This is a genomic window from Acetobacter oryzifermentans (assembly GCF_001628715.1).
Lineage (GTDB): Bacteria > Pseudomonadota > Alphaproteobacteria > Acetobacterales > Acetobacteraceae > Acetobacter > Acetobacter oryzifermentans.
In genome coordinates this window covers 1629986-1650469 of sequence record NZ_CP011120.1, presented here as the reverse complement: position 1 = coordinate 1650469, position 20484 = coordinate 1629986, and the positions used below count along the sequence as shown (strand labels likewise).

Genomic DNA, 20484 nt, shown 5'->3' with positions numbered 1-20484 from the left:
GCGCTGATGAGCATGCAGTCACAGGACATCATTCGCCGTTCCGCCACCAATGGGCTTACACCATCACCTCAGGCGCGACGGCATGAGCAGGAAGTCGCCAAACTGATTGACGTTTCTCTCTGCACGGGTTGCAAGGGGTGTCAGGTTGCCTGTTCGGAATGGAATGATCTAAGGGACGAGGTTGGGCACAACGTAGGTGTATATGACAATCCCGCTGACCTAACAGCAGAAACATGGACCGTCATCCGCTTTGATGAAGTGGAGGATGAGGGGGGCAAGCTGGAATGGTTGCTGCGCAAGGAAGGATGTATGCACTGTGAGGACCCGGGCTGCCTGAAGGCCTGCCCAAGCCCGGGTGCTATTTTGCAGTTTGCTAACGGCATTGTGGATTTTCAGTCTGAACAATGCATTGGTTGTGGGTATTGTATTGCGGGGTGTCCGTTTGATATTCCGCGTATCAATACAAAAGATAACAAGGCTTACAAATGCACTTTATGCGCAGATAGGGTTGCTGTAGGGCAGGAACCCGCTTGCGTAAAAACCTGCCCGACCGGCGCTATATCTTTTGGTTCCAAGGCAGACATGAAAGATCTGGCGGCAACGCGTGTGGAAGATCTTAAAAGTCGTGGGCATGAAGGTGCAGGATTGTATGATCCGCCGGGCGTAGGCGGCACGCATGTTATGTATGTGCTGACCCATGCCGATAATCCAACTCTTTATCACAGATTGCCAGCCGAACCTCATATCAGCCCGGTTGTACGTGGCTGGAAGGAATGGCTGAAACCAGTTGGTGCGCTTGGCTTTGTTGCCACGTTGGCAGGTGCCTTTGCACATTACATGGCCGTTGGCCCCAATACCACGGATGAAACATTGCCGAAGGTTTCTGAACAGGAACGGATGGCGGCAGATGAAAAGCCGGACCAGAACGGGAGTGATGCGTAATGGATACCCAAAATCTTATACTACGCACAAAGTTTATGGATCGGCTTTGCCATTGGACAATGGTTGCCTGTTTTTTTCTGGTTGCGCTTTCTGGAATCTCATGGTTTTTCCCTAGCCTGAACTGGCTTGGGTATGTGCTTGGGCCACCGCAGATGGCGCGGTTGCTACACCCGTTTCTTGGTATAACAGTATTTGTATTGCTGATGTGTATGTGCGTGCGCTTTGTGCACCACAACCTGTTTGTGCGCACAGATATCACGTGGTTTCGCCATATTGTTGATGTGCTGATGAACAAGCATGGTGAGAAATTACAGATCGGCAAATACAATGCAGGCCAGAAGATATTGTTCTGGGGCATTATGTCACTTATCAGCCTGCTTCTGGTAAGTGGGTTAATAATCTGGCGCGCCTATTTTGCTATGTATTTTTCCATCCCTGTGGTGCGGCTGGCTTTGCTGGCGCATTCTGTTGCAGGGCTTGGGCTTATTCTGTTGGTGTTGGGGCATATCTATATGGGCATATGGGTACGGGGTTCTATTGGCGGTATGATTACAGGCTACGTATCCCGTGCGTGGGCGCGGCAGCATCATGATCGGTGGTATGAAGAGGAAGTATTGCCTGCTGAAAAATCTTCTGCAAAGCGGCCACATTGATGCGTGCTGAAACCGATATTGTTCCGCTGGATAAACGCACGCCGGGCGTGCAGGCTATTGAGCCACTGATTTTTCCGGTTCTGGAAGCTGTATATACCCGCAGGGAAAAACGGCTACGTTTTCTGGCAGAACAACGGGGTGAGGCGGAGGGAGGATATTTTGAATTTCTTTCTCATCTTGTTTTGGCACAGCAGCAGATTTTGAAACATATGCCGCTGAGTGTGGCAGACGGTTCTGCTATTCGTGCTTTGCCAAAGCAGGGATGTGATCAAGATCAGCTTGAAAAGTTGTTTCTGGCAATACCATACTGGCAACAGGCGTTTTTATTTTTAGTGCAGCAAGTAAAGTTTGTTGTTCCAGAAGAAACGCGCATAATGTTGGAAAGCTACAGGCAGAATATACCAGCTTTAAAAAAGTCGGCTGTCCACTTGTTACGCGGGAATTATACGCAGGTTGATGCCGGGTTAGCCGTTATACTATGGGCCGCTTTATCTGTTTCTTGGGCGCAGGCTGTTGGGCAAGACCAGAAGCATATTCAACAGACACAACCTGTTGGAGAGGCCAGATTATGCCCTTGTTGTGGTGCCCAGCCGGTAGCCAGTCTTGTATTGGGCGGAGACCGTGAGGGGCTACGTTACCTTCAGTGCAGTTTGTGTGAGACACGTTGGCACAGAGTGCGTGGTATCTGCGTGGAGTGCGGTGCATCTGCTCATGTTGAACACTGGACATTTGAAGATTTAAAAGCCCCGGTTCAAGTCGAAAGCTGTGGAGACTGCAAAACATATCTGAAGGTTTTTCGGTTGGATTATAAGCCGGATCTGGATGCCGTTGCAGATGATCTGGATAGCTTTGCTTTGGATACAGCCGTAGAACAGCAGGGGTTTTCGCGCGCAGGTTTGAATCCGTTCTCATTTCCGGGATAATGGCTGTATGGTTGGTTCTTTATTAGCCTCCGCCACTCCAGAACAAAAATGCACAGCGCCAGATATGGTGGGGTATGATGAAGCACAAGCACTTCTTGCCGCTTGCATGCAAAACATACCATTACTTCCAATAGAGTTTGTATCTATTGCGCAGGCAGATGGGCGTATTCTTGCAGAGGATGTAAGGGCAGTGATGCCGCGCCCAGAAGCTGATATTTCAGCAATGGATGGGTATGCCTTCCGTTGTGCTGATATGGAAAAAGCGGGGAACACAGGTCTGCCTCTTGCTGGGCAAATAGCGGCGGGGGATACTCCACCACCCTTGGGTCAAGATGTTGCATACGGCATTCTTACGGGGGCACGGCTTCCTGTAGGAGCTGATTGTGTTGTGGCGCAGGAACGCGCATCCATAATGGATGGGCGTGTACATCTGCGGGAACAGACCGCCCGAAGTGGTTTGAACGTTCGGCGGAAAGGGGAGGAGTTCTGTAAAGGTGATATGCTGCTCGAACACGGCCAAAAACTGGATTGGCGGCATTTACCTGTATTGGTGCACCAAGGTAAGAAACAGGTAGCTGTATATAAACGCCCCAAAATTTGTGTTGTGGCCAATGGAGCAGAATTTGGCGCAACAGCAACAGATTGCCGAACGGAACTGAATACACAGTTACTAGCAGCAATGCTGCAAAGTAAAGGTGCATTGGTCACGCGTTATGTATGTGGCTCAGACAGTGCGGAGGATTTGCATAAACTCCTTTATCAGTGCGTGCAGGAAGCTGATATTCTTATCACCACGGGAGGTATTTCTGTTGGGCAGACTGATCATGTTTTGTCTGTCCTTAACCAGATGGGGGCTAAATGTCTTTTTCGACGTGTTAAAATACGTCCCGGCAAGCCCATGACAGTCATGCAGCTCGGCCAGAAAATGGTATTCTGTCTGCCCGGAAATCCAGCAGCGGCAGCTATATGTGCCCAACTGTTTGTTGTGCCATTTTTGCATTGTCTGGTGGATGAAAAGTATGAGGCAAATGCAAGTATAGCAACAGAAGGGCAAAGCCGTTTTTCTTATGTTGCGGCAACAGATACAACCTGTTTTCTGCCAGTGCATTTTACAGAAAATAAGGGAGAAAACTCTATTAGCCTTGTGCCGTCTGTTGGGGCCTCTGATATTCTTTGTCTCACACGGGCTACTGGTTTTGTGAAAGTGTCGGCTGGTGAAACTCTACAGGTGGGGGATATGTGTCAGATGATACCTTTTACAAGTTAGTTTGGTAATTTGAACGCATAAGCGTGCGCACGAATATATGCTGCAATAGCTATTGTATCATTCAGATCCAGAACAGTAAGATTGTTTGGAATATTTGGTATGTTGGAATTGTCAGATGCCATAGCAACAACCCCCGGCGTTTGCGGGAATAAAGGGGTTTTCCCTATGGTGGGTCTCCATACTTCCATGCATGTAGGCATAGTTGCATGAAAGCCTTCTATCAGTACCAGATCTACCGGTTCCATACGCTGGAGCAAATCAGATATAGTGGGAAGGGTATTGCATTCATGCTGAAGCACCCATCGTTCAGGGGTGGCTAGCATAACTTCTGTAGCGCCATTTTGCCTGTGTACAAACGTATCTTTGCCGGGTTTGTCCATATCTACACCATGATGCGTGTGCTTGATGGTTGAGACGCGCCAACCGAGATGGCAAAAAGCAGGAAGCAACCGTGATATTAAATGCGTTTTACCGGCCCCACTGCGGCCGATAATGCCAAAAATAAGCTGCGTACGTTGAGATGTCATGTTTGCAAAACCAATAAGGCATATAAAAATCCTTTAGATTTTAGAATGTGTAAAAAGTAAAAACTAGAATCAACAAGAAAGATATTTTCAAAAAGGGTGGAATGGACATGAAAATAGCCGGACTGGTGTTGGCAGGCGGACAGGCGCGCCGAATGCATGGGCAGGATAAGGCATTTTTAGATACAGGGAATGGCTTTTCTCTAGATCGTGTTTTTGCACGGTTGCAGCACGAATGCAGCGCCGTAGCGATTAGCGCTAATGGTGATTTTGCACGCTTTAGTGCCTGGCAATGCCCTGTTTTGCCAGACAGCATACATAATGTAGGGCCATTGGCTGGGGTGTTAAGCGGGTTGGAATGGGCAGAAAAGTGCGGTTACGATACACTCATAACAATACCGGTGGATACGCCGTTTATTCCTGTGGGGCTTGTGGCTGCACTTGTGCCAGCCCCTTCGTATGCGTGTTGTGGGGGGCAATCTCACCCATTGGTGGCAGCATGGCCTGTTTCTGCCAAGCCAGTGTTGGCGGCACAGTTATCTTTCCTAACGGCGGAGAATAAAAAGCATCAAACACGTGTGCGTACACTTACCCATGTTTTGGAAGCACGTGCTGTAGATTTTCCTCTAATAGAGGGAGTGGACCCTTTTATGAATATTAACACGCCTGAAGATCTTATGCGTGCACAAAAATATTGCGCTCCTGTGTGTAAGGTTGATGCTGCAAGAGGAAATGGGTGATGGCAGAAAATATATCCTTTTCTGTAGCGCTTCCGTATGAAGCGGAGCGGATAAGCTGGCCGCAAGGGCATGAAAGCGTAGTTGTGGCGCGAGAGCACAACACGCTTATGGTAGCAGAGGAAACACCTCTCGCGTTAATATACAATGGTATTGATTATGCGGTCATGATGATAACACCGTATGATATAGATGATTTTATTGTAGGTTTTTCTTTTACAGAAGATATTATTTCTTCCGGTGCAGATTTGCGACAAATAAAAATAACAGCACAGCCTGATAGCTTGCGGGCTGATGTGCGCGTAAATGCAGAATCCTTGCGCAAGGTACTGGCACGCACGCGCCGTCCGATAGCAGGGCGGACAGGGTGTGGGATTTGTGGTTCCGACATGGAAAGCATAACAAACCGTAAAATATGTGGTGTAATAGGGCAGGAGCCTGATGCAAACGCAATCCATAAAGCATTTGAAAACTTACGAAACCATCAGGTTTTGAATAAAGGCATTGGTATGCTGCATGCTGCCGCGTGGTGTTTGCCTAATGGACATATTGTGCATATGCGAGAGGACGTTGGCCGCCATAATGCCTTGGATAAGCTGATAGGATATGGGCTCAGGCATCAACTAGATTTCACGCAGGGGTTTTGTTTTTTAACGAGCCGCTGTTCTTATGAGATGGCCGCAAAAGCTGTTGCTGCTGGCATGTCCGCCGTGGTGTCTCTTTCTGCGCCTACGGCGCTTGCTGTGCGTACCGCGCGTGCTGCAGGGTTGGTGTTGATTTCTCCAGCACGTACAACCGGTATGTATATGGTTTCTCCTGCCCCACAGGATCAAGAAAGTATCTAGCAGGGCAGGAGAGTTGCTGGCTTACACTAAACCTTCTGCTTTAAGGGCGGCCTGTGTGGCAGGGCGGTTAAACACTTTATCTCGTAATGCGCGTGCTTTGGGGTAAGCGGCAAGATCAATATCCAAAGGGGCGGCCCAGCTTAAAATCACGGCCATAAGGGCATCAGGCTGACTAAACCCAGCAGGAAGTAAATAGTCTGTGCCATTGCTTTCTAGCAATTGCTCAAGCTGTTCCAACCGCCGGGTTACTGTTTTTTGGCAAAGTGCGCGTGTGGTATCAGGCAGATCGGGGGTGAAGAGTATACCAAAAGCACTATGCACATCTTCACAAAAACCCAGAGCTTCCAGCAGACGTGAGCGATCTAATGAGCCTTCTGCTGGCCGGAAGGCGGCAATATCAGAAAGGTTGCCAATATAGGGGAGAATAGCCACGTTTTGGGTAAGCACTACGCCGGGTGAAATTTCGATGGCAGGAACAGCACCACGTGGATTGATCTTAAGATAATCTCGACCATCTTCCAATGTCTTGGTTTTCAGGTTTACTTTTTCCAGACCGAAGGGCAGGCGTGTTTCATTTAAAATAATATGCGATGCTAAAGAGCAGGCACCCGGAGTGTAATATAATTTTATCATAGTGTTTTGTCCTTTTTATCGAGTTTATGTCACGCAGAATTTAGCTTCAGCATACTAACGGCTATTTTTGCCCAGCGTTCACCTTCTTATTTCGAATTATCATGAATGCTTCATATGTTGCGTGAAAGCCTTCGGTTTTTCAGGCTCTTGCGGAATGTCGGCGATATTGATACAGAGGCCCCGTTCATTGGGGAGTAGCCACCCTCTGTTGCAGAGGGGTCTTCGTCAACACACTTGGCCAGCAGGCCATGGCGGAGACAGCGTTTTAGAAAAAACGCCCAGCAAGACCAACGGCATCATTGCCTCAACTGTGGCCGGGGGGCGGTGCGTGCTGTTTTGCGTTTTGCGGCCCTTGGACAAGCTCATGACTGGTATTTTTACACTTGGCGTTTTGGGGCTTTCTCTTTCTGTGGATGCTTTTGCTGCTGCGGTTGGCAAAGGGGCCAGTGTTAAACACGCACGTTGGAATGATGCCCTGCGTATTGGTGCTGTGTTCGGGTTTTTTGAGGCCATTACACCTGTTGTGGGTTGGGTGCTGGGGTTAGCTTTAAGCACGTGGATTGCCGCAGTAGACCATTGGATAGCCTTTGCACTGCTCTGCGGTATTGGCGGCAACATGATCCGCTTGGCAATGAAAGATGCATCAGAAGAAGCGGCTGAAGTTGAACAGCCTAAAGCTGTAAGCCGTGGCGTGTTGGGGTTGGTTGGAACAGCTTTGGCAACCAGCATAGATGCAACAGCGGTAGGGGTGAGCTTAGGCGTTATGCAGGTGAATATTTTATCGGCCTGCTTGGTTATTGGTGCCGTTACCACGGTTATGGCAACGGCAGGGGTTATGCTAGGGCGGCATGCCAGTGTGTGGATTGGCCGCTATGCAGAGATCTGTGGTGGGATAGCGCTTATACTTATTGGCTGCTCTATCCTATACACACATCTTACCTCTGCTGCCGGGTAAGACAAAAAATTAGCCGGCAGCCGCAGCAGCAGCACGGATACCTGCCGCTGCCATACCCGCTGTAAGATGGGATGTTTGATCAATATCAACTAAAGGGTTGCGCGCAATATACAGTAACCCTTCCAGAGCTGTTGTTAAAACAGCGGCTGCAATAAAATCCATGCGTTCGGGAGATGTATTTTTCATGGGGACCAATCTGAGCAGGTTCTGCTTCAGGTCATCCAGCATTTCCCGTGTTTCACTCATATTAAAAAGCTTGGCTCTGATATGGTGCTGATTCAGCTCCAGAAAATGCGGAGCACCATGGATACTGAGAAGTTCCCGGAAAGCTGCGCACTGACTTTTCTGGAGCATTGCATCCAGATTATCTTCTTCGCTCCGTGCCTGGCGTGCTGCACCTCTTACGCGCTGCGCAACTTTTACGAGGATAATATCAAAAATGGCTTCTTTGGTTTTGTAATAATTATAGAAACTGCCCGGAGAGACATTGCTAAGAGCAACAATATCTCTAACTGTTGCTGCATCTAAGCCAATGCCAGAAAAAACTTTCCATGCCGCGCTTTCAAAGGCATCTTGCTTGAATGCGCGTGTCATTTCGCGTTTTTGAGAAGCGCGATAGGACTTTTTGGGTCTGGTTGTTGTTGGTTTAGCCTTGGTAACGGGCTTTTGCGGGCGTTCCGTCAATTTTTTACAAACTCCAGTGTCCTTCTCGCTCTTTGTTTACAGTAAAATTCCTCCGTCTGAAAGCGGCAATAAAATAAGATTAAAAAAAGAGATATTTTTTAATACATTGTAGAGGGGGATATAATATTTTCATCAATCAAAAATATAACATTAAAAAGAACAAACAAACAAAAAATATTATAAATTAAGTATTAAATCGGTATATAATTTTCATTAATTATTTTAATTCTTATTATTAGTTTGTTTCTAAATAACTATTATGGACCATGATCCGTTGTGTGATGTTCATCAAAAAAGAGGCAGTCGTTAGGGGGGGGGGGGGCTCCTGCATCGTTGCAGTTTTCTTGTTCGGAGTTAAGTGTTGAAAATGAGTTTTGTGGAAAACAAAAATGAATAATACGTCAAATTATTATTTTTTAAAATACAGCACTATTTTGGTTCTTATTTTCTTTATGAATAGGAATTATTGTCGAATAATAATTTTTAATGAAAATTATTTGCAAGAAAAATAATTTAAATGAGAAGATATTTTCATCAATTTAAAGTTGACGGATTATTCGATTTTTGCCTTCCTGCACAAAGCGCATTACGGTTCACGCATGTGTTTCAGAAATCTGTTCCGTAAATGTGCGTTGCATGCGCACGGCCACTTTGAAATGGCCACGGGGTCGGGAGAGAACCTACATGACTATAAAGCTGCACGACATGACACAGGTCATGCAGGATACAACACGTAGAGGTGTTGGGAGTTCTCGATGGCAAAGACCTGTTTACAAACACTTTTTGCCGCCTTGTAACCATGCCTGTCCTGCGGGGGAGGATATTCAAGGTTGGTTGGCACATGCACAGGCTGGAGATTACGAAAAAGCATGGTACGCACTTACAGAAAATAACCCGATGCCCGCAGTACACGGCAGAGCCTGTTACCACCCATGCGAAGGTGGGTGTAACAGGGGCAGTTTGGATGATGCGGTTTCCATTCATGCTGTAGAGCGCTTTTTGGGTGATTTGGCAGTGCAGAATGGATGGCGTTTTCAGTCTGCTCCATCCACGGGCAAAAAAGTGCTGATTATAGGCAGTGGGCCAGCAGGGCTCTCCTGCGCTTATCATCTTGCCAGACTAGGGCATCAGGTTGAAATACGAGAAGCCGCAGCAGAGCCGGGGGGGATGATGATGCACGGCATCCCGGCCTACAGGTTGCCGAGACAGCCTCTGAAAGATGAAATTGCTAGAATAACGTCTATGCCGGGCGTTACGCTGCGATGTGGTGTGCGGGTTGATGATATTTCTCAAGCGCGTCAGCAAGGCGGGTTTGATGCCGTGTTTGTGGCCGTAGGGGCCCAGTTAGCCAACCATCTGAATATTCCAGCAACAGATGGTAAAAAACTGGTGGATGCCGTGAACTTGCTGGATGATGTGAGCAAAGGTGAAACGCCCCAGTTGGGCCGCAGTGTTGCCATTGTTGGCGGGGGTAACGTGGCAATGGATGCCGCCCGTACAGCAGAACGTTTGGGCGCCAAAGATACGGTTCTGATTTTCCGTTATGATCCCAAGCACATGGAAGCCTTGCCAAGCGAAGCAGATGCAGCCTTTGCAGAAGGAGTTAAAATTGAATGGTTAAGCGTTGCAGACCATTTTGGTGCAGATGGGGTCACAGTTGAAAAAGTGACCATGAACCCAGATGGCAGCGTAACCCCAACGGGGCAGACAACACATTTGCCAGCGGATGCAGTGGTTATGGCCGTTGGAGAGCATAGTGATCTGGCTTTGCTTAAAACAGCGCCAGCTATCACCATAAGTACGAGTGATACGGTTGTTGTAGATGCCGCAACGCTCATAACAGGGCAGGATGGCATTTTTGCCGGCGGAGATTGCATAGGTGGCGCACGCACCATGACAACCGCAACAGGCCACGGCAAGCTTGCAGCACGTGCCATAGATGCTTATTTGGCCGGGCGTCATTATGTGCACCCTGCGGCACATCCGCTTGTCTCATTCGATATGCTGCACCTGCCAGATTACGCGCAGGCAGACCGAAGCAAGCAGCCCGAGCGCCCCTTAACGGAACGGGCCGGGTTTGATGAAATATTCGCCGGTTTGGATGAAAAAACAGCACGTTATGAAGCCGGTAGATGCCTTTCCTGTGGCAATTGCTTTGAATGCGACAATTGTTATGCCTCTTGCCCCGAACAAGCTATTACGCGGCTAGGGCCGGGGAAGGGATATGCGGTTGAGATGGATCTGTGCACCGGTTGCGCAGTTTGCGCAGAACAGTGCCCTTGCCATGCCATTGAGATGAACCCTGAACCAGTAGAGGCCACGCCAACAAAGGGAAGTTTGGGTGAGCCAATTATGCCTACACGCTTCAAGGTGCGTGCATAAAATGGAGAATGTCATGGCTGAACAACTCCAGACAATGGATGGCAATACATCTGTTGCGCATATTGCTTATCGTGTGAACGAAGTTTGTGCGATTTACCCCATTACGCCGTCTTCCCCTATGGCAGAACTAGCAGATACGTGGTCTGACCAAGGCGTGCAGAATATCTGGGGAGAAGTGCCTGTTGTGCAGGAAATGCAGGCAGAAGGCGGCGCTGCCGGGTGTGTGCATGGTGCTTTGCAAACCGGGGCACTTACCACAACTTTTACGGCCTCTCAGGGTCTCATGCTCATGCTGCCCAACATGTTCAAAATTGCAGGCGAGCTCACATCAACTGTGTTCTATGTGGCAGCGCGCGCATTAGCTGCGGGTGCGTCCTCTATTTTTGGTGATCATCAGGATATCATGGCGGCCCGTACAACAGGGTTTGCTATGCTGGGTGCGGGGTCTGTGCAGGAATCTCACGATCTGGCGCTGGTTGCACAGGTCGCCACTTTGGCTGCACGTATTCCTTTTATCCATTTTGCAGATGGCTTCCGCACTTCGCACGAATACAACAGCCTTTCTGTGGTGCCGGATAATGTTATCCGCCAGATGATAGATGATCGGCTGGTGCATGCGCATCGGCAAAGGGCGCTTAACCCGGAACATCCGTTTATCCGCGGGACGTGGCAGAACCCGGATACCTATTTCCAAACCAGAGAAGCGGTTAATCCGTTTTACGAGCGTGTACCTGCCATTGTGCAGGAAGCTATGGATAAGTTTGCATCGCTAACAGGCCGTCAATACGATCTGTTTCATTACACAGGTGCGCCAGATGCAGAACGTGTGGTTATTTCCATGGGGTCTGGTTCTGAAGTGGTGCGGGAAACTGCAAAATGGCTGAACGCGCATGGCGAGAAAGTGGGGGCGTTGCATGTGCGCCTGTTCCGGCCATTTTCTGCGGAGCATTTTTTAAAAGCCTTGCCAGCAAGTGTAAAATCTATTGCCGTGCTGGATCGGACAAAAGAGCCCGGCGCCCCTATGGAGCCTTTGCATGCAGATATTTTGGGCGTGCTGGCAGAGGGGGGGGGGAATGGCCAGTTCTCGCATATGCCGCGCGTAATTGGTGGGCGCTATGGGCTTTCCTCGCGTGATTTCAGCCCGGCTATGGCGCGAGCCGTTTTTGATGAATTGAAGAAGCCCACACCCAAAAATCATTTTACGGTGGGGATTATAGATGACGTTTCCCATACTCATCTGGAATATGATGAAACTTTTGACATAGAACCAGAAAGCACAGTGCGCTGTCTGTTTTATGGCCTTGGTGCGGATGGCACAGTTGGGGCTAATAAGAACAGTGTTAAAATTCTAAGCGAAAAACCGGGCTGGTATGCTCAGGCTTATTTTGATTATGATTCCCATAAATCTGGGGCAGAAACAGCATCTCATCTGCGGTTTGGTAAATCTCCCATTCAGGCACCTTACCTTATCCGGCATGCTGACTTTGTAGCCTGCCATAAGTTCGATTTTCTGTTCAGGCGCGATATTCTGGGTGCTGCTAATAATGGAGCTACTTTTCTGCTGAACAGCCCCTATGCAGCCGATAAGGTTTGGGAGCAACTGCCGCGTAAAGTGCAGGATCAGATCGTTAATAAAAAACTGCGGTTTTTTGTAATTGATGCATCAGACGTTGCGCTTAAGCTTGGTTTGGGGCCACGCGTTAATACTATTTTGCAAACATGCTTCTTCCATCTCTCCAACGTTTTGCCATCTGATGAAGCTATTGCAGAAATTAAAAAGTCTATTCAGAAAACATATGGCGCAAAGGGTGATAGCATTGTGCAGCTTAACTTCCGTGCAGTAGATGCCGCTGTAGCGGCGCTGCATGAAGTTGCTGTGCCCGCCAAGGCTGATGGCACATTGCCCATGCCGCCGGTTGTGCCTCCATCAGCGCCATTGTTTGTGCAGCAGGTGACTGCAGAAATTATGGCGGGCAGGGGCGAGAGTATTCCTGTAAGTCATATTCCGGCAGATGGCACTTTCCCCGGTGGTACAACGCAGTACGAAAAGCGAAATATTGCCGTAGAGGTGCCAATCTGGAACCCGGATACATGTATCCAGTGCGGCCAGTGTAGTATTGTATGCCCCCATAGTGTCATTCGTGCCAAAACTTACGAAGACAAGGATCTGACAGGCGCTCCAGCAAGCTTCAAATCTGCTCCGGTGAATGCTCGTGGTTATCCAGATGCCCGCTTTACACTCCAATTTTATGTGGAAGACTGCACAGGCTGTGGTGTGTGTGTTGAAAACTGCCCGGAAATTAGCCCAGATGGTAAAACGCGTGCCATCAACATGGGAGAAAAATTGCCTATTCTGGAACAAGAACGTGGGAATATTGCGTTTTTTGAACACCTTCCAGAAGTAAACCGGGCAGCCATTAACGAAGCCAACGTACGCGGCGTGCAGTTTTTGGAACCTCTATTCGAATTCAGCGGAGCATGCGCAGGATGTGGTGAAACACCTTACCTGAAACTGATCTCTCAACTGTTTGGAGATAGGTTGCAGATTGCCAACGCCACAGGTTGTTCGGCCATTTATGCGGGAAATACTCCAGCACATGCATGGAAATCCAACGCCCAGGGGCGTGGGGTTGCTTGGTCGAACTCCCTGTTTGAAGACAATGCAGAATTTGGCCTTGGCTTTCGTCTGGCCGCAGATAAGCAGGAATCTTTGGCACGGCAGTTGTTGCAAAAACAGGCTCAGGTCGTGGGGCAGGATCTGGCAACGGCTATCCTGAATGCGTCCCAGATAACAGAAAGTGAATTTGCGCTACAGCGTGAGCGCGTAGGCGCGCTGCGTAGCAAGTTAGAGGGTGTAAACACGCCTGATGCCGCCATGTTACTTTCTGTGGCAGATTTTCTAATCCGACGTTCTATCTGGATTGTTGGAGGCGATGGCTGGGCGTACGATATTGATTACGGCGGCCTAGACCATGTGTTGGCTCAAGGGCGTAATGTAAACGTGATTGTGCTGGATACGGAGGTGTACTCCAACACGGGTGGGCAATCCTCCAAAGCAACACCGTTGGGCGCCTCTGCCAAATTTGCGGCAGGTGGCAAACGTGTGCCGCGGAAGGATCTGGCCTTGCAGACCATTGCTTACGGCAATGTGTATGTGGCCCAAATTGCACTAGGGGCTAATCCGGAGCAGGCTATTATCGCAATGCGAGAAGCAGAAGCGTATGAAGGGCCATCTCTTATCCTGGCGTATTCGCAGTGTATTGCACATGGCATAGATATGCGCACAGGTATGAAGCAACAGGCACGTGCCGTGGCATCGGGGTATTGGCCGTTGTTCCGGTTTGACCCCACCATGCGCAAAAGTGGGCTTAATCCGTTCCGGCTTGATTCAACCCGCCCACGTATTCCATTGGAAGATTATGCGTATCGGGAACTGCGCTACAAAACGCTTACTCGCACGCATCCACAAAGTGCCGCGCATTTGTTGCATCAGGCGCAGGCGGCAGCCAATGAGCGCTACCGGATTTACGAAGATATGGCTGCACGTGATGGCAGCCGCTTCCTTCCGCATTGGGAAGATGTGAACTGAGGCGATACGGGAGCATTATGGTCATGGATATTCGTACACACTATCTTGGGCTGGAATTGGCCCATCCCGTTGTAGCTTCTGCATCTCCGTTAACGGCAGATCTGGAAGGCATTTTGCGCGTGGCAGATGCCGGGGCTTCTGCCATTGTTATGGCCTCTGTGTTTGAGGAAGACATTCGAGCGCAGGAACTGGCAGAAGCTGCTTTGTGGGAAACGGGAGAAAACTCTCATCCAGAAGCGGCAGGGTATTTTCCTGTCATGCCTCATGCTTCTCCGCTGGATGGAAGGCTGGCTGTGTTGCGCAGTGCGTCAGAAAGGGCGGGCGTGCCTATTATTGCCAGCCTTAATGGCTGCACACCAGCGGGTTGGCTGCGTTTTGCCAAGGATATGGAGCAGGCGGGGGCATCTGCAATAGAGCTGAACTTTTGGCATATTCCAACCAATCCGGATGAAACAGGCGCGCAGGTGGAAGAACGTTGCATACAGATATTACGGGATGTACGAGCACAGGTTAAGGTTCCAGTCAGCGTTAAGCTTTCTCCCTTTTTCAGCTCACTGGGCAATATGGTGAAGCGATTATCGGAAAACGGAGCGGATGGTATAGTTCTGTTCAACAGTTTTTATGAGCCGGGGTTGCGTTCCTTAACAGATAGCGCAGAGGTGGATTTTATTCCCAGTTCTGCTTACGAATTACGGCTTCCGCTGATGTGGGCTGCGCTGCTTTCAGAACATTGTCAGGCTGATTTGGCCATTTCTGGTGGCGTGCATTCTGGTACGGATGTTGCCAAATGCCTGCTGGCTGGGGGTGACATAGCGATGGTGACATCCGTGCTGTTGCAGCAGGGGCCGAGCTATATCTCAACCCTTCTGGAAGAACTGCGTGAATGGATGTCTGTGCAGAAACTGGTGTCTGTAAAGGAATTTAAAGGGCGCATGGCAGTCAGAGGCACAGCAACCCAAGCTGAAGATTTTCTGCGCACGCAGTATAGGCACATTTTATCTGCTCATTTCACTGATATTGCCGGATAATTGTGAAGATGAATGATATGCACAAGATCCTTTCCAGCAAGACGCAGACTTCACAATATGCGCATGATACTGGGGAAATGCCGGGCAGTGCAGCGTCAAGCAGCCATCAGGCATTTGAGCAATTGGTCTCACGCGCTGTTCAATTGCCGGGGCAGGTACCTGTCGGTATTGTCTGGCCGTGTGAAGAACACGCCCTTGAAGGTGCAATGGATGCGGCACAACGGGATATTATAGAGCCTGTCTTGATAGGTGATAAAAGCGCAATCGTATCTGTGGCACAGGCAAGTGGTATTGCATTGGATAAGGCTGTTTTTATTGATGCCACAACACCAGCAGAAGCTGCCCAGAAAGCAACGACTTTGGTAAGGGAAGGGCGCGTAAAAGCGTTGATGAAAGGCAGCCTGCATACAGATGTTTTTATGCATGCAATTGTTGAAGCAGAGAGTGGTTTACGCACCAACAGGCGTATTAGCCATGTTTTTGTATTGGCTGTGCCCGGGTATAAAGATTTACTGTTTGTAACAGATGCAGCCATCAATATTTTCCCGGATCTGGATGTAAAGCGCGATATTGTTCAAAACGCGATAGACCTACACAACGGGCTGGGTTTGGGTGTCCCACGCGTTGCTATTCTTTCTGCAGTGGAAACGGTTAATTCCAAAATACCCGGAACAGTTGATGCTGCATGTTTATGCAAGATGGCAGAACGTGGGCAAATACAAGGAGGTGTTTTGGACGGGCCCTTGGCGATGGATAACGCAGTAAGTATTGAGGCTGCAAAAATAAAAAACATTGTTTCACCCGTAGCAGGACGTGCGCAAATTCTGGTGGCCCCGGATCTGGAATCCGGTAATATGCTGGCAAAAAACATGATTTTTATGTCTGGCGCAGATTCCGCAGGCATTGTTTTGGGGGCAGCCGTTCCCGTATTACTCACCAGTCGAGCAAACAGTGTACAGGCGCGTCTGGCTTCCATAGCCATTGGGGCGCTTTATGTTCATCATCTTGCTGGTGGGCAGGGCTGAACGTCGCCTTATAACAAGGAAAAGTATCCGTGCAGGATGTAGTTGTTGTTTTTAATAGTGGTTCTTCAAGCCTGAAGCTGACGATTTACGCTTTCTCAGGCACGCGAGATCCGCAGGTTCTGCTGCACGGAGAAATTGAGGAGTTTCCTGATTATTCTCAATTTACGGCCAAAGATGCGGAGGGGAAGCTTCTTGCGCAGGAAAGATGGCAGGAAACGGGATTGTATATTTTTAGCCATCTTTTCCATTGGTTTGAGCAATATTCCGGTCAAGGACAGGTGCGGGCTGTAGGGCACCGGATTGTGCATGGCGGGGCAGAATTTCTGCAACCCGTTAAAATTACGCTGGATACGCTTAAGCAATTAGACAAACTTACACCGTTTGATCCGCTGCATCAGGCGGCCACGTTGGCCCCTGCAAAAGCTATTTTTGAAAAGCGTCCTGATATTTTGCAGGTGGCCTGTTTTGATACCACCTTTCATCAAACTATCCCGGAAATGGCACGACTGTTACCACTTCCGCGCCGTTATGCAGATCGTGGCATTCGTCGTTACGGGTTTCATGGCATTTCATACAGCTATATTGCGGGCCAATTGGCAGAGGTTGATCCTAAACTGGCGCAGGGGCGTACTATTGTTGCGCATCTGGGAAGTGGTGCGAGCTTGTGTGCGTTGCAAGCAGGCAAAAGTTTGGAAACAACCATGGGGTTTTCTGCTCTGGATGGGTTGATGATGGGGACACGCTGCGGGGCGATAGACCCGGGCGCATTGCTTTACATGGTTCAATCTGAAAAAGCGGATTGGAAAACCCTGGTTAGCACGCTTTATCATCAATCGGGGCTTTTGGGAGTTTCGGGCATATCGTCCGATATGCGCATTTTGCGTGTAACATTGGCGCAAAGTCAGGATGCCGTCCAACGTAAGAATATTTCAGAAGCGCTCGGGTTGTTTGTTTATAGGATTGTACAGGAAATTGGAGCATTAACTGCCATTATGGGTGGTTTGGACGGCATAGTTTTTACCGCAGGTATTGGTGAGCATGATCAGAATTTGCGTGCCGATGTGTGCGAGGCGTTGGCATGGATGGGTGTGCAGATTGATGAAGCCGCCAATGCAGCCCATGCGCGGGTTATCAGCGGAGCAGGTAGTAAAATAAAAGTTTGTGTCATACCTACAAATGAAGAACTACAAATCTACCGCAGTGTTCTTCCTTTTCTTGATACAGAAAAATAGATTTAAATATATTTCTGGTTTAGAGAAATATATTTCCATAGAATTTTTTATAATATTTCTGCATTCTACGTCCTCATAAAGGATTGGGAAAGGTACTTGTATGCCCCGTTGGGTATGGTTAGCCGGAAGTGTTCTGGCCGTTTCTGCTGTGGCTATTGGCGTGCTGCTTGCTGGCCTTCCACACTATAATCTGGCGCATATTGCTTCAGATAAAATAAGTGCGTCACTTGGACGGAAAACCCAAATAGGGGCATTGCATGTGCGCTTTGGTCGGTGGGTTACGGTGGATCTGGATAATCTGCATCTGGCCAATATCCCCCAAGGTAGTCGTGCAGATATGATAAGTTTGAAGCATCTGCACGCTCAAATCCTGCTTAGTTCCTTATTTAATGGGCAAATGCAGGCGCGAGATGTGAAAATTGATGGATTTTCGGGCTTGTTCGAGCGTACGCCTACGCGCGAACCCAACTGGAGGTTTGGTAAAAAGGCATCTTCTGCGCCAGCCAAGCCAAAGGAACCCAGTGGCAAAATATGGTTTCCCGGCCTGCGTGATGCAGCCATTACGGATAGTGAGGTTATTTACCGTTCAGCGCATGGGCATAGCTATGTAACAGGCCTGAAGGCAGTTGCCCTGCACTCAACAAGTGATACCGCACCATTGGTGATGAACGTTAACGGGGCGTATAATGGCACGCCTGTAACATTTCAGGCCAATATGCAGCCGATAGATGTTTTGCGCCAAGCGGGTAAGCCTTATGGAACGGATATTCACGCGGCATCAGGGGATTTATCTCTGCATCTCAACGGCACCATGACAGATCTATTTGATTTTGATGGTATTGATGCAAAGCTGGATTTGCAGACAGCAACATCTCGCCCGATCATGGCTTTTGCTGGCAAAGCTGATAGCAAGATTACGCAACCTGTTACGTTATCGGGGCACTTTACGCATAAAGGGGATGTTTGGCATCTAGACCATACAACTGGTTCGCTCAATGAAAGTCCGATTAGCACTGCGGACGTAACGTTTACAGAAGGCGCGAAAGGGCAACCTGATAAGGTTGCTGGTTCCATGGCGTTTTCCCGCCTAAATCTGAATGCTCTTTTGGGAAGCCCGTCCGAAAAACCCAAAACGTCTACGAGCGGTATTGATGTGCCGCTGTTGGTGCCTTTACACCCTGATCCGCTTATTAATGTTACATTCGCGGCAGATACGGTGCTGTATAATAAGCTTGTTTTCAATCAAGCCCAAATCAGCGTAAGCCAAATGCCAGGCCGGGTGGATGTGAGCTCCATGAAAATGAATTGGCTTGGAGCCAGTATTCAGGCTTCCGGGCACTTGTTGGCTGGTCAGAAAGGCACGCGCGTACAGGCTACAGTAAATGTAGATAATGGGGATATTGATCAGTTTCGTAAGCAGGCAGGGTTTTCACCTTTTCCGGTGGGCGGAAAGCTGAATATTCGCGTCCTTACGCATGCAGATAATATCCAGACTTTAAACGAAGCCTCGCGCCAGGCCAATGTCACGGCTGCAGTGGGCATGAACACAGGAACAATCTCTCGCGAAGTGATGGATATTGCGACAACAGATGTTGGTGCTCTCTTTCGCCAAAGCAAAGGCAAGGCGAGTGTATCATGCCTGTTGGGAGCGCTCAAAATGCAACAAGGTAAAGGTGTTGTGCAGCCATTACGTATAAAATCGGATGCAGGTAGTATTGTGGGAAAAGCCGAGTTTGATTTGAACAAAAAGGCATTTGAATTGGTTTTTGCCAGCAATGGTGCCAAAGGCATGTTGGCAATGGAAATTCCCGTTATGGTGAGCGGCTCTTTTAGCAACCCACATGTGGGGCTGGCCAAATGGTCTGACCGCGGACGAGAGCTTTTGAAAGAAGCAGACATGGCATCCTTTTTACCCCCTGAACTGAAAAGCTTTACGGCTGGTTCGGCCTGTAGCCATGGGATGAGCGTAAAACAATGATACCAGAGACATCTGTTTCCGAACAAAAGCCTGAACTTGCTACAGGAACGCGGCCTGTGCTGGTAGCTTTGTTTGCCTGCACCCTTGTGCTGGGGGCAGTGTGGATTTTAGAACCTTTTATTCCCGCTCTTATTTGGGCGGGCACCATTGCTGTAACCATGTGGCCATTATTGCTGCGGTTGCAAGGCTGGTTACATGGTAGCCGTAAAATGGCTATTTCCTGCACGCTTCTGGTTGCTCTGGCCTTATTTGTTCTGCCATTCTGGATGGCAGTTTCTACAGTGGTGAAGCATGCTGATGCGTTCAGTAATATTATTCCCTACATTAAATCTCTAAAATTACCCGATCTGCCAGAAAAACTGCTCCATTTGCCTATGGTGGGTGAGTATCTGGGCAAATGGTGGCAACATCTGCAAAACATGAAGCCAATGGATATTGTGCAGCAGGCTGTGCCGCAACCAGACCAGATTATGCATTATCTTATGTCTTATGCGGGCAGTATTGGTATGCTTGCAGTGCAGTTTTTGCTTACTCTTATTATACTTACAGTGTTTTTGGCAAAAGCTGAATATCTGATTACAACATCAGAAAGGTTGGTAGGAACGTTATCTGGCAAGCGTGGGCAGAATATGCTGGAGCTGGCCGTGCGTACTATCAGAGGGGTTGCATTGGGCGTTACCCTTACCGCCATTGTTGAAAGTTTGGTAGGGGGCGGTGGTATGTACCTTACAGGTGTGCCATGGGCCAGCATTCTTACGGCTGTTACCTTTATGGCCTGTTTATTGCAAGCAGGGCCGGGGGTTACTCTTTTCCCGGCGGTGATCTGGGTTTACTTTGATAAGGGAGTGATGCCAGCAATTGTTCTGCTTGCCATAACTTTTTTAACTATCTTTCTAGATAACATGTTGCGGCCTTATCTGATCCGTAAACAGGCAGACGTTCCATTAGTTCTTATCATGATGGGCGTTATTGGCGGATTAGCGGCTTTGGGTTTGGCCGGTATTTTTGTTGGCCCGATGATCCTTTCCATTACCTATACATTGATCAAGCAATGGATGGAAAGTAATCAGGAAGCCTGATTTTAAAA

At 48.7% G+C, this 20484-nt stretch carries 17 protein-coding genes and 1 riboswitch; of the genes, 14 read left to right on the top strand and 3 right to left on the bottom strand.

The annotated features are described in order from the left end of the window. Positions 1 to 6: 6 nt before the first annotated feature. Genes fdxH through WG31_RS07785 form a run of 4 tightly spaced genes read left to right on the top strand, consistent with a single transcriptional unit; the run spans position 7 to position 3785 of the window. On the top strand, positions 7 to 942 hold the full coding sequence (gene fdxH, locus WG31_RS07800) for a formate dehydrogenase subunit beta (RefSeq protein WP_063354165.1): 936 nt from the start codon (positions 7 to 9) through the stop codon (positions 940 to 942). Then, positions 942 to 1595 (top strand): formate dehydrogenase subunit gamma, encoded by a 654-nt coding sequence (locus tag WG31_RS07795; protein WP_063354164.1) that lies wholly within the window; start codon positions 942 to 944, stop codon positions 1593 to 1595. Before fdxH ends, WG31_RS07795 begins: the two co-directional genes overlap by 1 nt. Further along, positions 1595 to 2518: a formate dehydrogenase accessory protein FdhE gene (gene fdhE / locus WG31_RS07790; RefSeq protein ID WP_063354163.1), complete on the top strand. Its 924-nt coding sequence runs from the start codon at positions 1595 to 1597 to the stop codon at positions 2516 to 2518. The genes WG31_RS07795 and fdhE overlap by 1 nt, the downstream gene beginning before the upstream one ends. 7 nt (positions 2519 to 2525) lie before the next feature. Further along, a complete protein-coding gene (locus tag WG31_RS07785; protein ID WP_063354162.1) occupies positions 2526 to 3785 on the top strand; it encodes a molybdopterin molybdotransferase MoeA in 1260 nt (419 codons plus the stop codon). Here WG31_RS07785 and mobB read toward each other — a convergent pair. Continuing rightward, on the bottom strand, positions 3782 to 4312 hold the full coding sequence (mobB, locus tag WG31_RS07780) for a molybdopterin-guanine dinucleotide biosynthesis protein B (protein ID WP_063354161.1): 531 nt from the start codon (positions 4310 to 4312) through the stop codon (positions 3782 to 3784). The genes WG31_RS07785 and mobB overlap by 4 nt on opposite strands. A 107-nt stretch (positions 4313 to 4419) precedes the next feature. On the opposite strand from mobB, the gene mobA reads away from it, so the two are divergent. After that, positions 4420 to 5049 (top strand): molybdenum cofactor guanylyltransferase, encoded by a 630-nt coding sequence (gene mobA, locus WG31_RS07775; protein WP_063354923.1) that lies wholly within the window; start codon positions 4420 to 4422, stop codon positions 5047 to 5049. Next, the gene (gene fdhD, locus WG31_RS07770; protein WP_063354160.1) at positions 5049 to 5891 is read left to right on the top strand and encodes a formate dehydrogenase accessory sulfurtransferase FdhD; all 843 of its coding nucleotides are present in this window, start codon (positions 5049 to 5051) and stop codon (positions 5889 to 5891) included. The genes mobA and fdhD overlap by 1 nt, the downstream gene beginning before the upstream one ends. A gap of 21 nt (positions 5892 to 5912) precedes the next feature. Here fdhD and WG31_RS07765 read toward each other — a convergent pair whose 3' ends face one another. Next, positions 5913 to 6524 (bottom strand): glutathione S-transferase family protein, encoded by a 612-nt coding sequence (locus tag WG31_RS07765; protein WP_063354159.1) that lies wholly within the window; start codon positions 6522 to 6524, stop codon positions 5913 to 5915. Between the two features lie 177 nt (positions 6525 to 6701). Beyond that, positions 6702 to 6882: riboswitch (yybP-ykoY riboswitch) on the top strand. 6 nt (positions 6883 to 6888) lie between these two features. Between WG31_RS07765 and WG31_RS07760 the strand changes: the two genes are divergently transcribed. Then, positions 6889 to 7479: a manganese efflux pump MntP gene (locus WG31_RS07760; RefSeq protein WP_035350768.1), complete on the top strand. Its 591-nt coding sequence runs from the start codon at positions 6889 to 6891 to the stop codon at positions 7477 to 7479. 9 nt (positions 7480 to 7488) lie between these two features. On the opposite strand, the gene WG31_RS07755 is transcribed toward WG31_RS07760, so the two are convergent. After that, positions 7489 to 8163, bottom strand: a complete 675-nt coding sequence (locus tag WG31_RS07755; protein WP_063354158.1) for a TetR/AcrR family transcriptional regulator — start codon at positions 8161 to 8163, stop codon at positions 7489 to 7491. Positions 8164 to 8847: 684 nt separating this feature from the next. Here WG31_RS07755 and WG31_RS07750 point away from each other — a divergent pair. The 7 genes from WG31_RS07750 (at position 8848) to WG31_RS07720 (ending at position 20476) form a co-directional block, all read left to right on the top strand. Then, positions 8848 to 10545 (top strand): NAD(P)-binding protein, encoded by a 1698-nt coding sequence (locus WG31_RS07750; protein WP_245191476.1) that lies wholly within the window; start codon positions 8848 to 8850, stop codon positions 10543 to 10545. A 1-nt stretch (position 10546) separates the two neighbouring features. Next, a complete protein-coding gene (gene nifJ, locus WG31_RS07745) occupies positions 10547 to 14134 on the top strand; it encodes a pyruvate:ferredoxin (flavodoxin) oxidoreductase (protein ID WP_063354156.1) in 3588 nt (1195 codons plus the stop codon). 17 nt (positions 14135 to 14151) lie between these two features. Next, entirely contained in the window at positions 14152 to 15162 is a 1011-nt protein-coding gene (locus WG31_RS07740; protein ID WP_063354155.1) for a dihydroorotate dehydrogenase-like protein, read from the top strand. 8 nt (positions 15163 to 15170) lie between these two features. Next, complete coding sequence (locus tag WG31_RS07735; RefSeq protein WP_063354154.1) at positions 15171 to 16187, top strand: bifunctional enoyl-CoA hydratase/phosphate acetyltransferase; 1017 nt, start codon at positions 15171 to 15173, stop codon at positions 16185 to 16187. Between the two features lie 29 nt (positions 16188 to 16216). Beyond that, positions 16217 to 17419, top strand: coding sequence for an acetate/propionate family kinase (locus WG31_RS07730; RefSeq protein WP_063354153.1), 1203 nt, complete (start codon positions 16217 to 16219; stop codon positions 17417 to 17419). A 100-nt stretch (positions 17420 to 17519) separates the two neighbouring features. Further along, the gene (locus WG31_RS07725; protein ID WP_063354152.1) at positions 17520 to 19397 is read left to right on the top strand and encodes an AsmA family protein; all 1878 of its coding nucleotides are present in this window, start codon (positions 17520 to 17522) and stop codon (positions 19395 to 19397) included. Next, complete coding sequence (locus WG31_RS07720; protein ID WP_006117183.1) at positions 19394 to 20476, top strand: AI-2E family transporter; 1083 nt, start codon at positions 19394 to 19396, stop codon at positions 20474 to 20476. The genes WG31_RS07725 and WG31_RS07720 overlap by 4 nt, the downstream gene beginning before the upstream one ends. Positions 20477 to 20484: the final 8 nt, after the last annotated feature.

What these genes read in the sequence shown, in the direction of transcription:
- WG31_RS07785 (WP_063354162.1), top strand. Translation starts at nt 2,526, where the DNA reads ATGGTTGGTTCTTTATTAGCCTCCGCCACTCCAGAACAAAAATGCACA.
- mobA (WP_063354923.1), top strand. Translation starts at nt 4,420, where the DNA reads ATGAAAATAGCCGGACTGGTGTTGGCAGGCGGACAGGCGCGCCGAATG.
- WG31_RS07795 (WP_063354164.1), top strand. Translation starts at nt 942, where the DNA reads ATGGATACCCAAAATCTTATACTACGCACAAAGTTTATGGATCGGCTT.
- WG31_RS07765 (WP_063354159.1), bottom strand. Translation starts at nt 6,524, where the DNA reads ATGATAAAATTATATTACACTCCGGGTGCCTGCTCTTTAGCATCGCAT.
- WG31_RS07740 (WP_063354155.1), top strand. Translation starts at nt 14,152, where the DNA reads ATGGTCATGGATATTCGTACACACTATCTTGGGCTGGAATTGGCCCAT.
- WG31_RS07720 (WP_006117183.1), top strand. Translation starts at nt 19,394, where the DNA reads ATGATACCAGAGACATCTGTTTCCGAACAAAAGCCTGAACTTGCTACA.
- fdhD (WP_063354160.1), top strand. Translation starts at nt 5,049, where the DNA reads ATGGCAGAAAATATATCCTTTTCTGTAGCGCTTCCGTATGAAGCGGAG.
- WG31_RS07750 (WP_245191476.1), top strand. Translation starts at nt 8,848, where the DNA reads ATGACTATAAAGCTGCACGACATGACACAGGTCATGCAGGATACAACA.
- fdhE (WP_063354163.1), top strand. Translation starts at nt 1,595, where the DNA reads ATGCGTGCTGAAACCGATATTGTTCCGCTGGATAAACGCACGCCGGGC.
- WG31_RS07760 (WP_035350768.1), top strand. Translation starts at nt 6,889, where the DNA reads ATGACTGGTATTTTTACACTTGGCGTTTTGGGGCTTTCTCTTTCTGTG.
- WG31_RS07725 (WP_063354152.1), top strand. Translation starts at nt 17,520, where the DNA reads ATGCCCCGTTGGGTATGGTTAGCCGGAAGTGTTCTGGCCGTTTCTGCT.
- nifJ (WP_063354156.1), top strand. Translation starts at nt 10,547, where the DNA reads ATGGAGAATGTCATGGCTGAACAACTCCAGACAATGGATGGCAATACA.
- fdxH (WP_063354165.1), top strand. Translation starts at nt 7, where the DNA reads ATGAGCATGCAGTCACAGGACATCATTCGCCGTTCCGCCACCAATGGG.
- mobB (WP_063354161.1), bottom strand. Translation starts at nt 4,312, where the DNA reads ATGACATCTCAACGTACGCAGCTTATTTTTGGCATTATCGGCCGCAGT.
- WG31_RS07735 (WP_063354154.1), top strand. Translation starts at nt 15,171, where the DNA reads ATGAATGATATGCACAAGATCCTTTCCAGCAAGACGCAGACTTCACAA.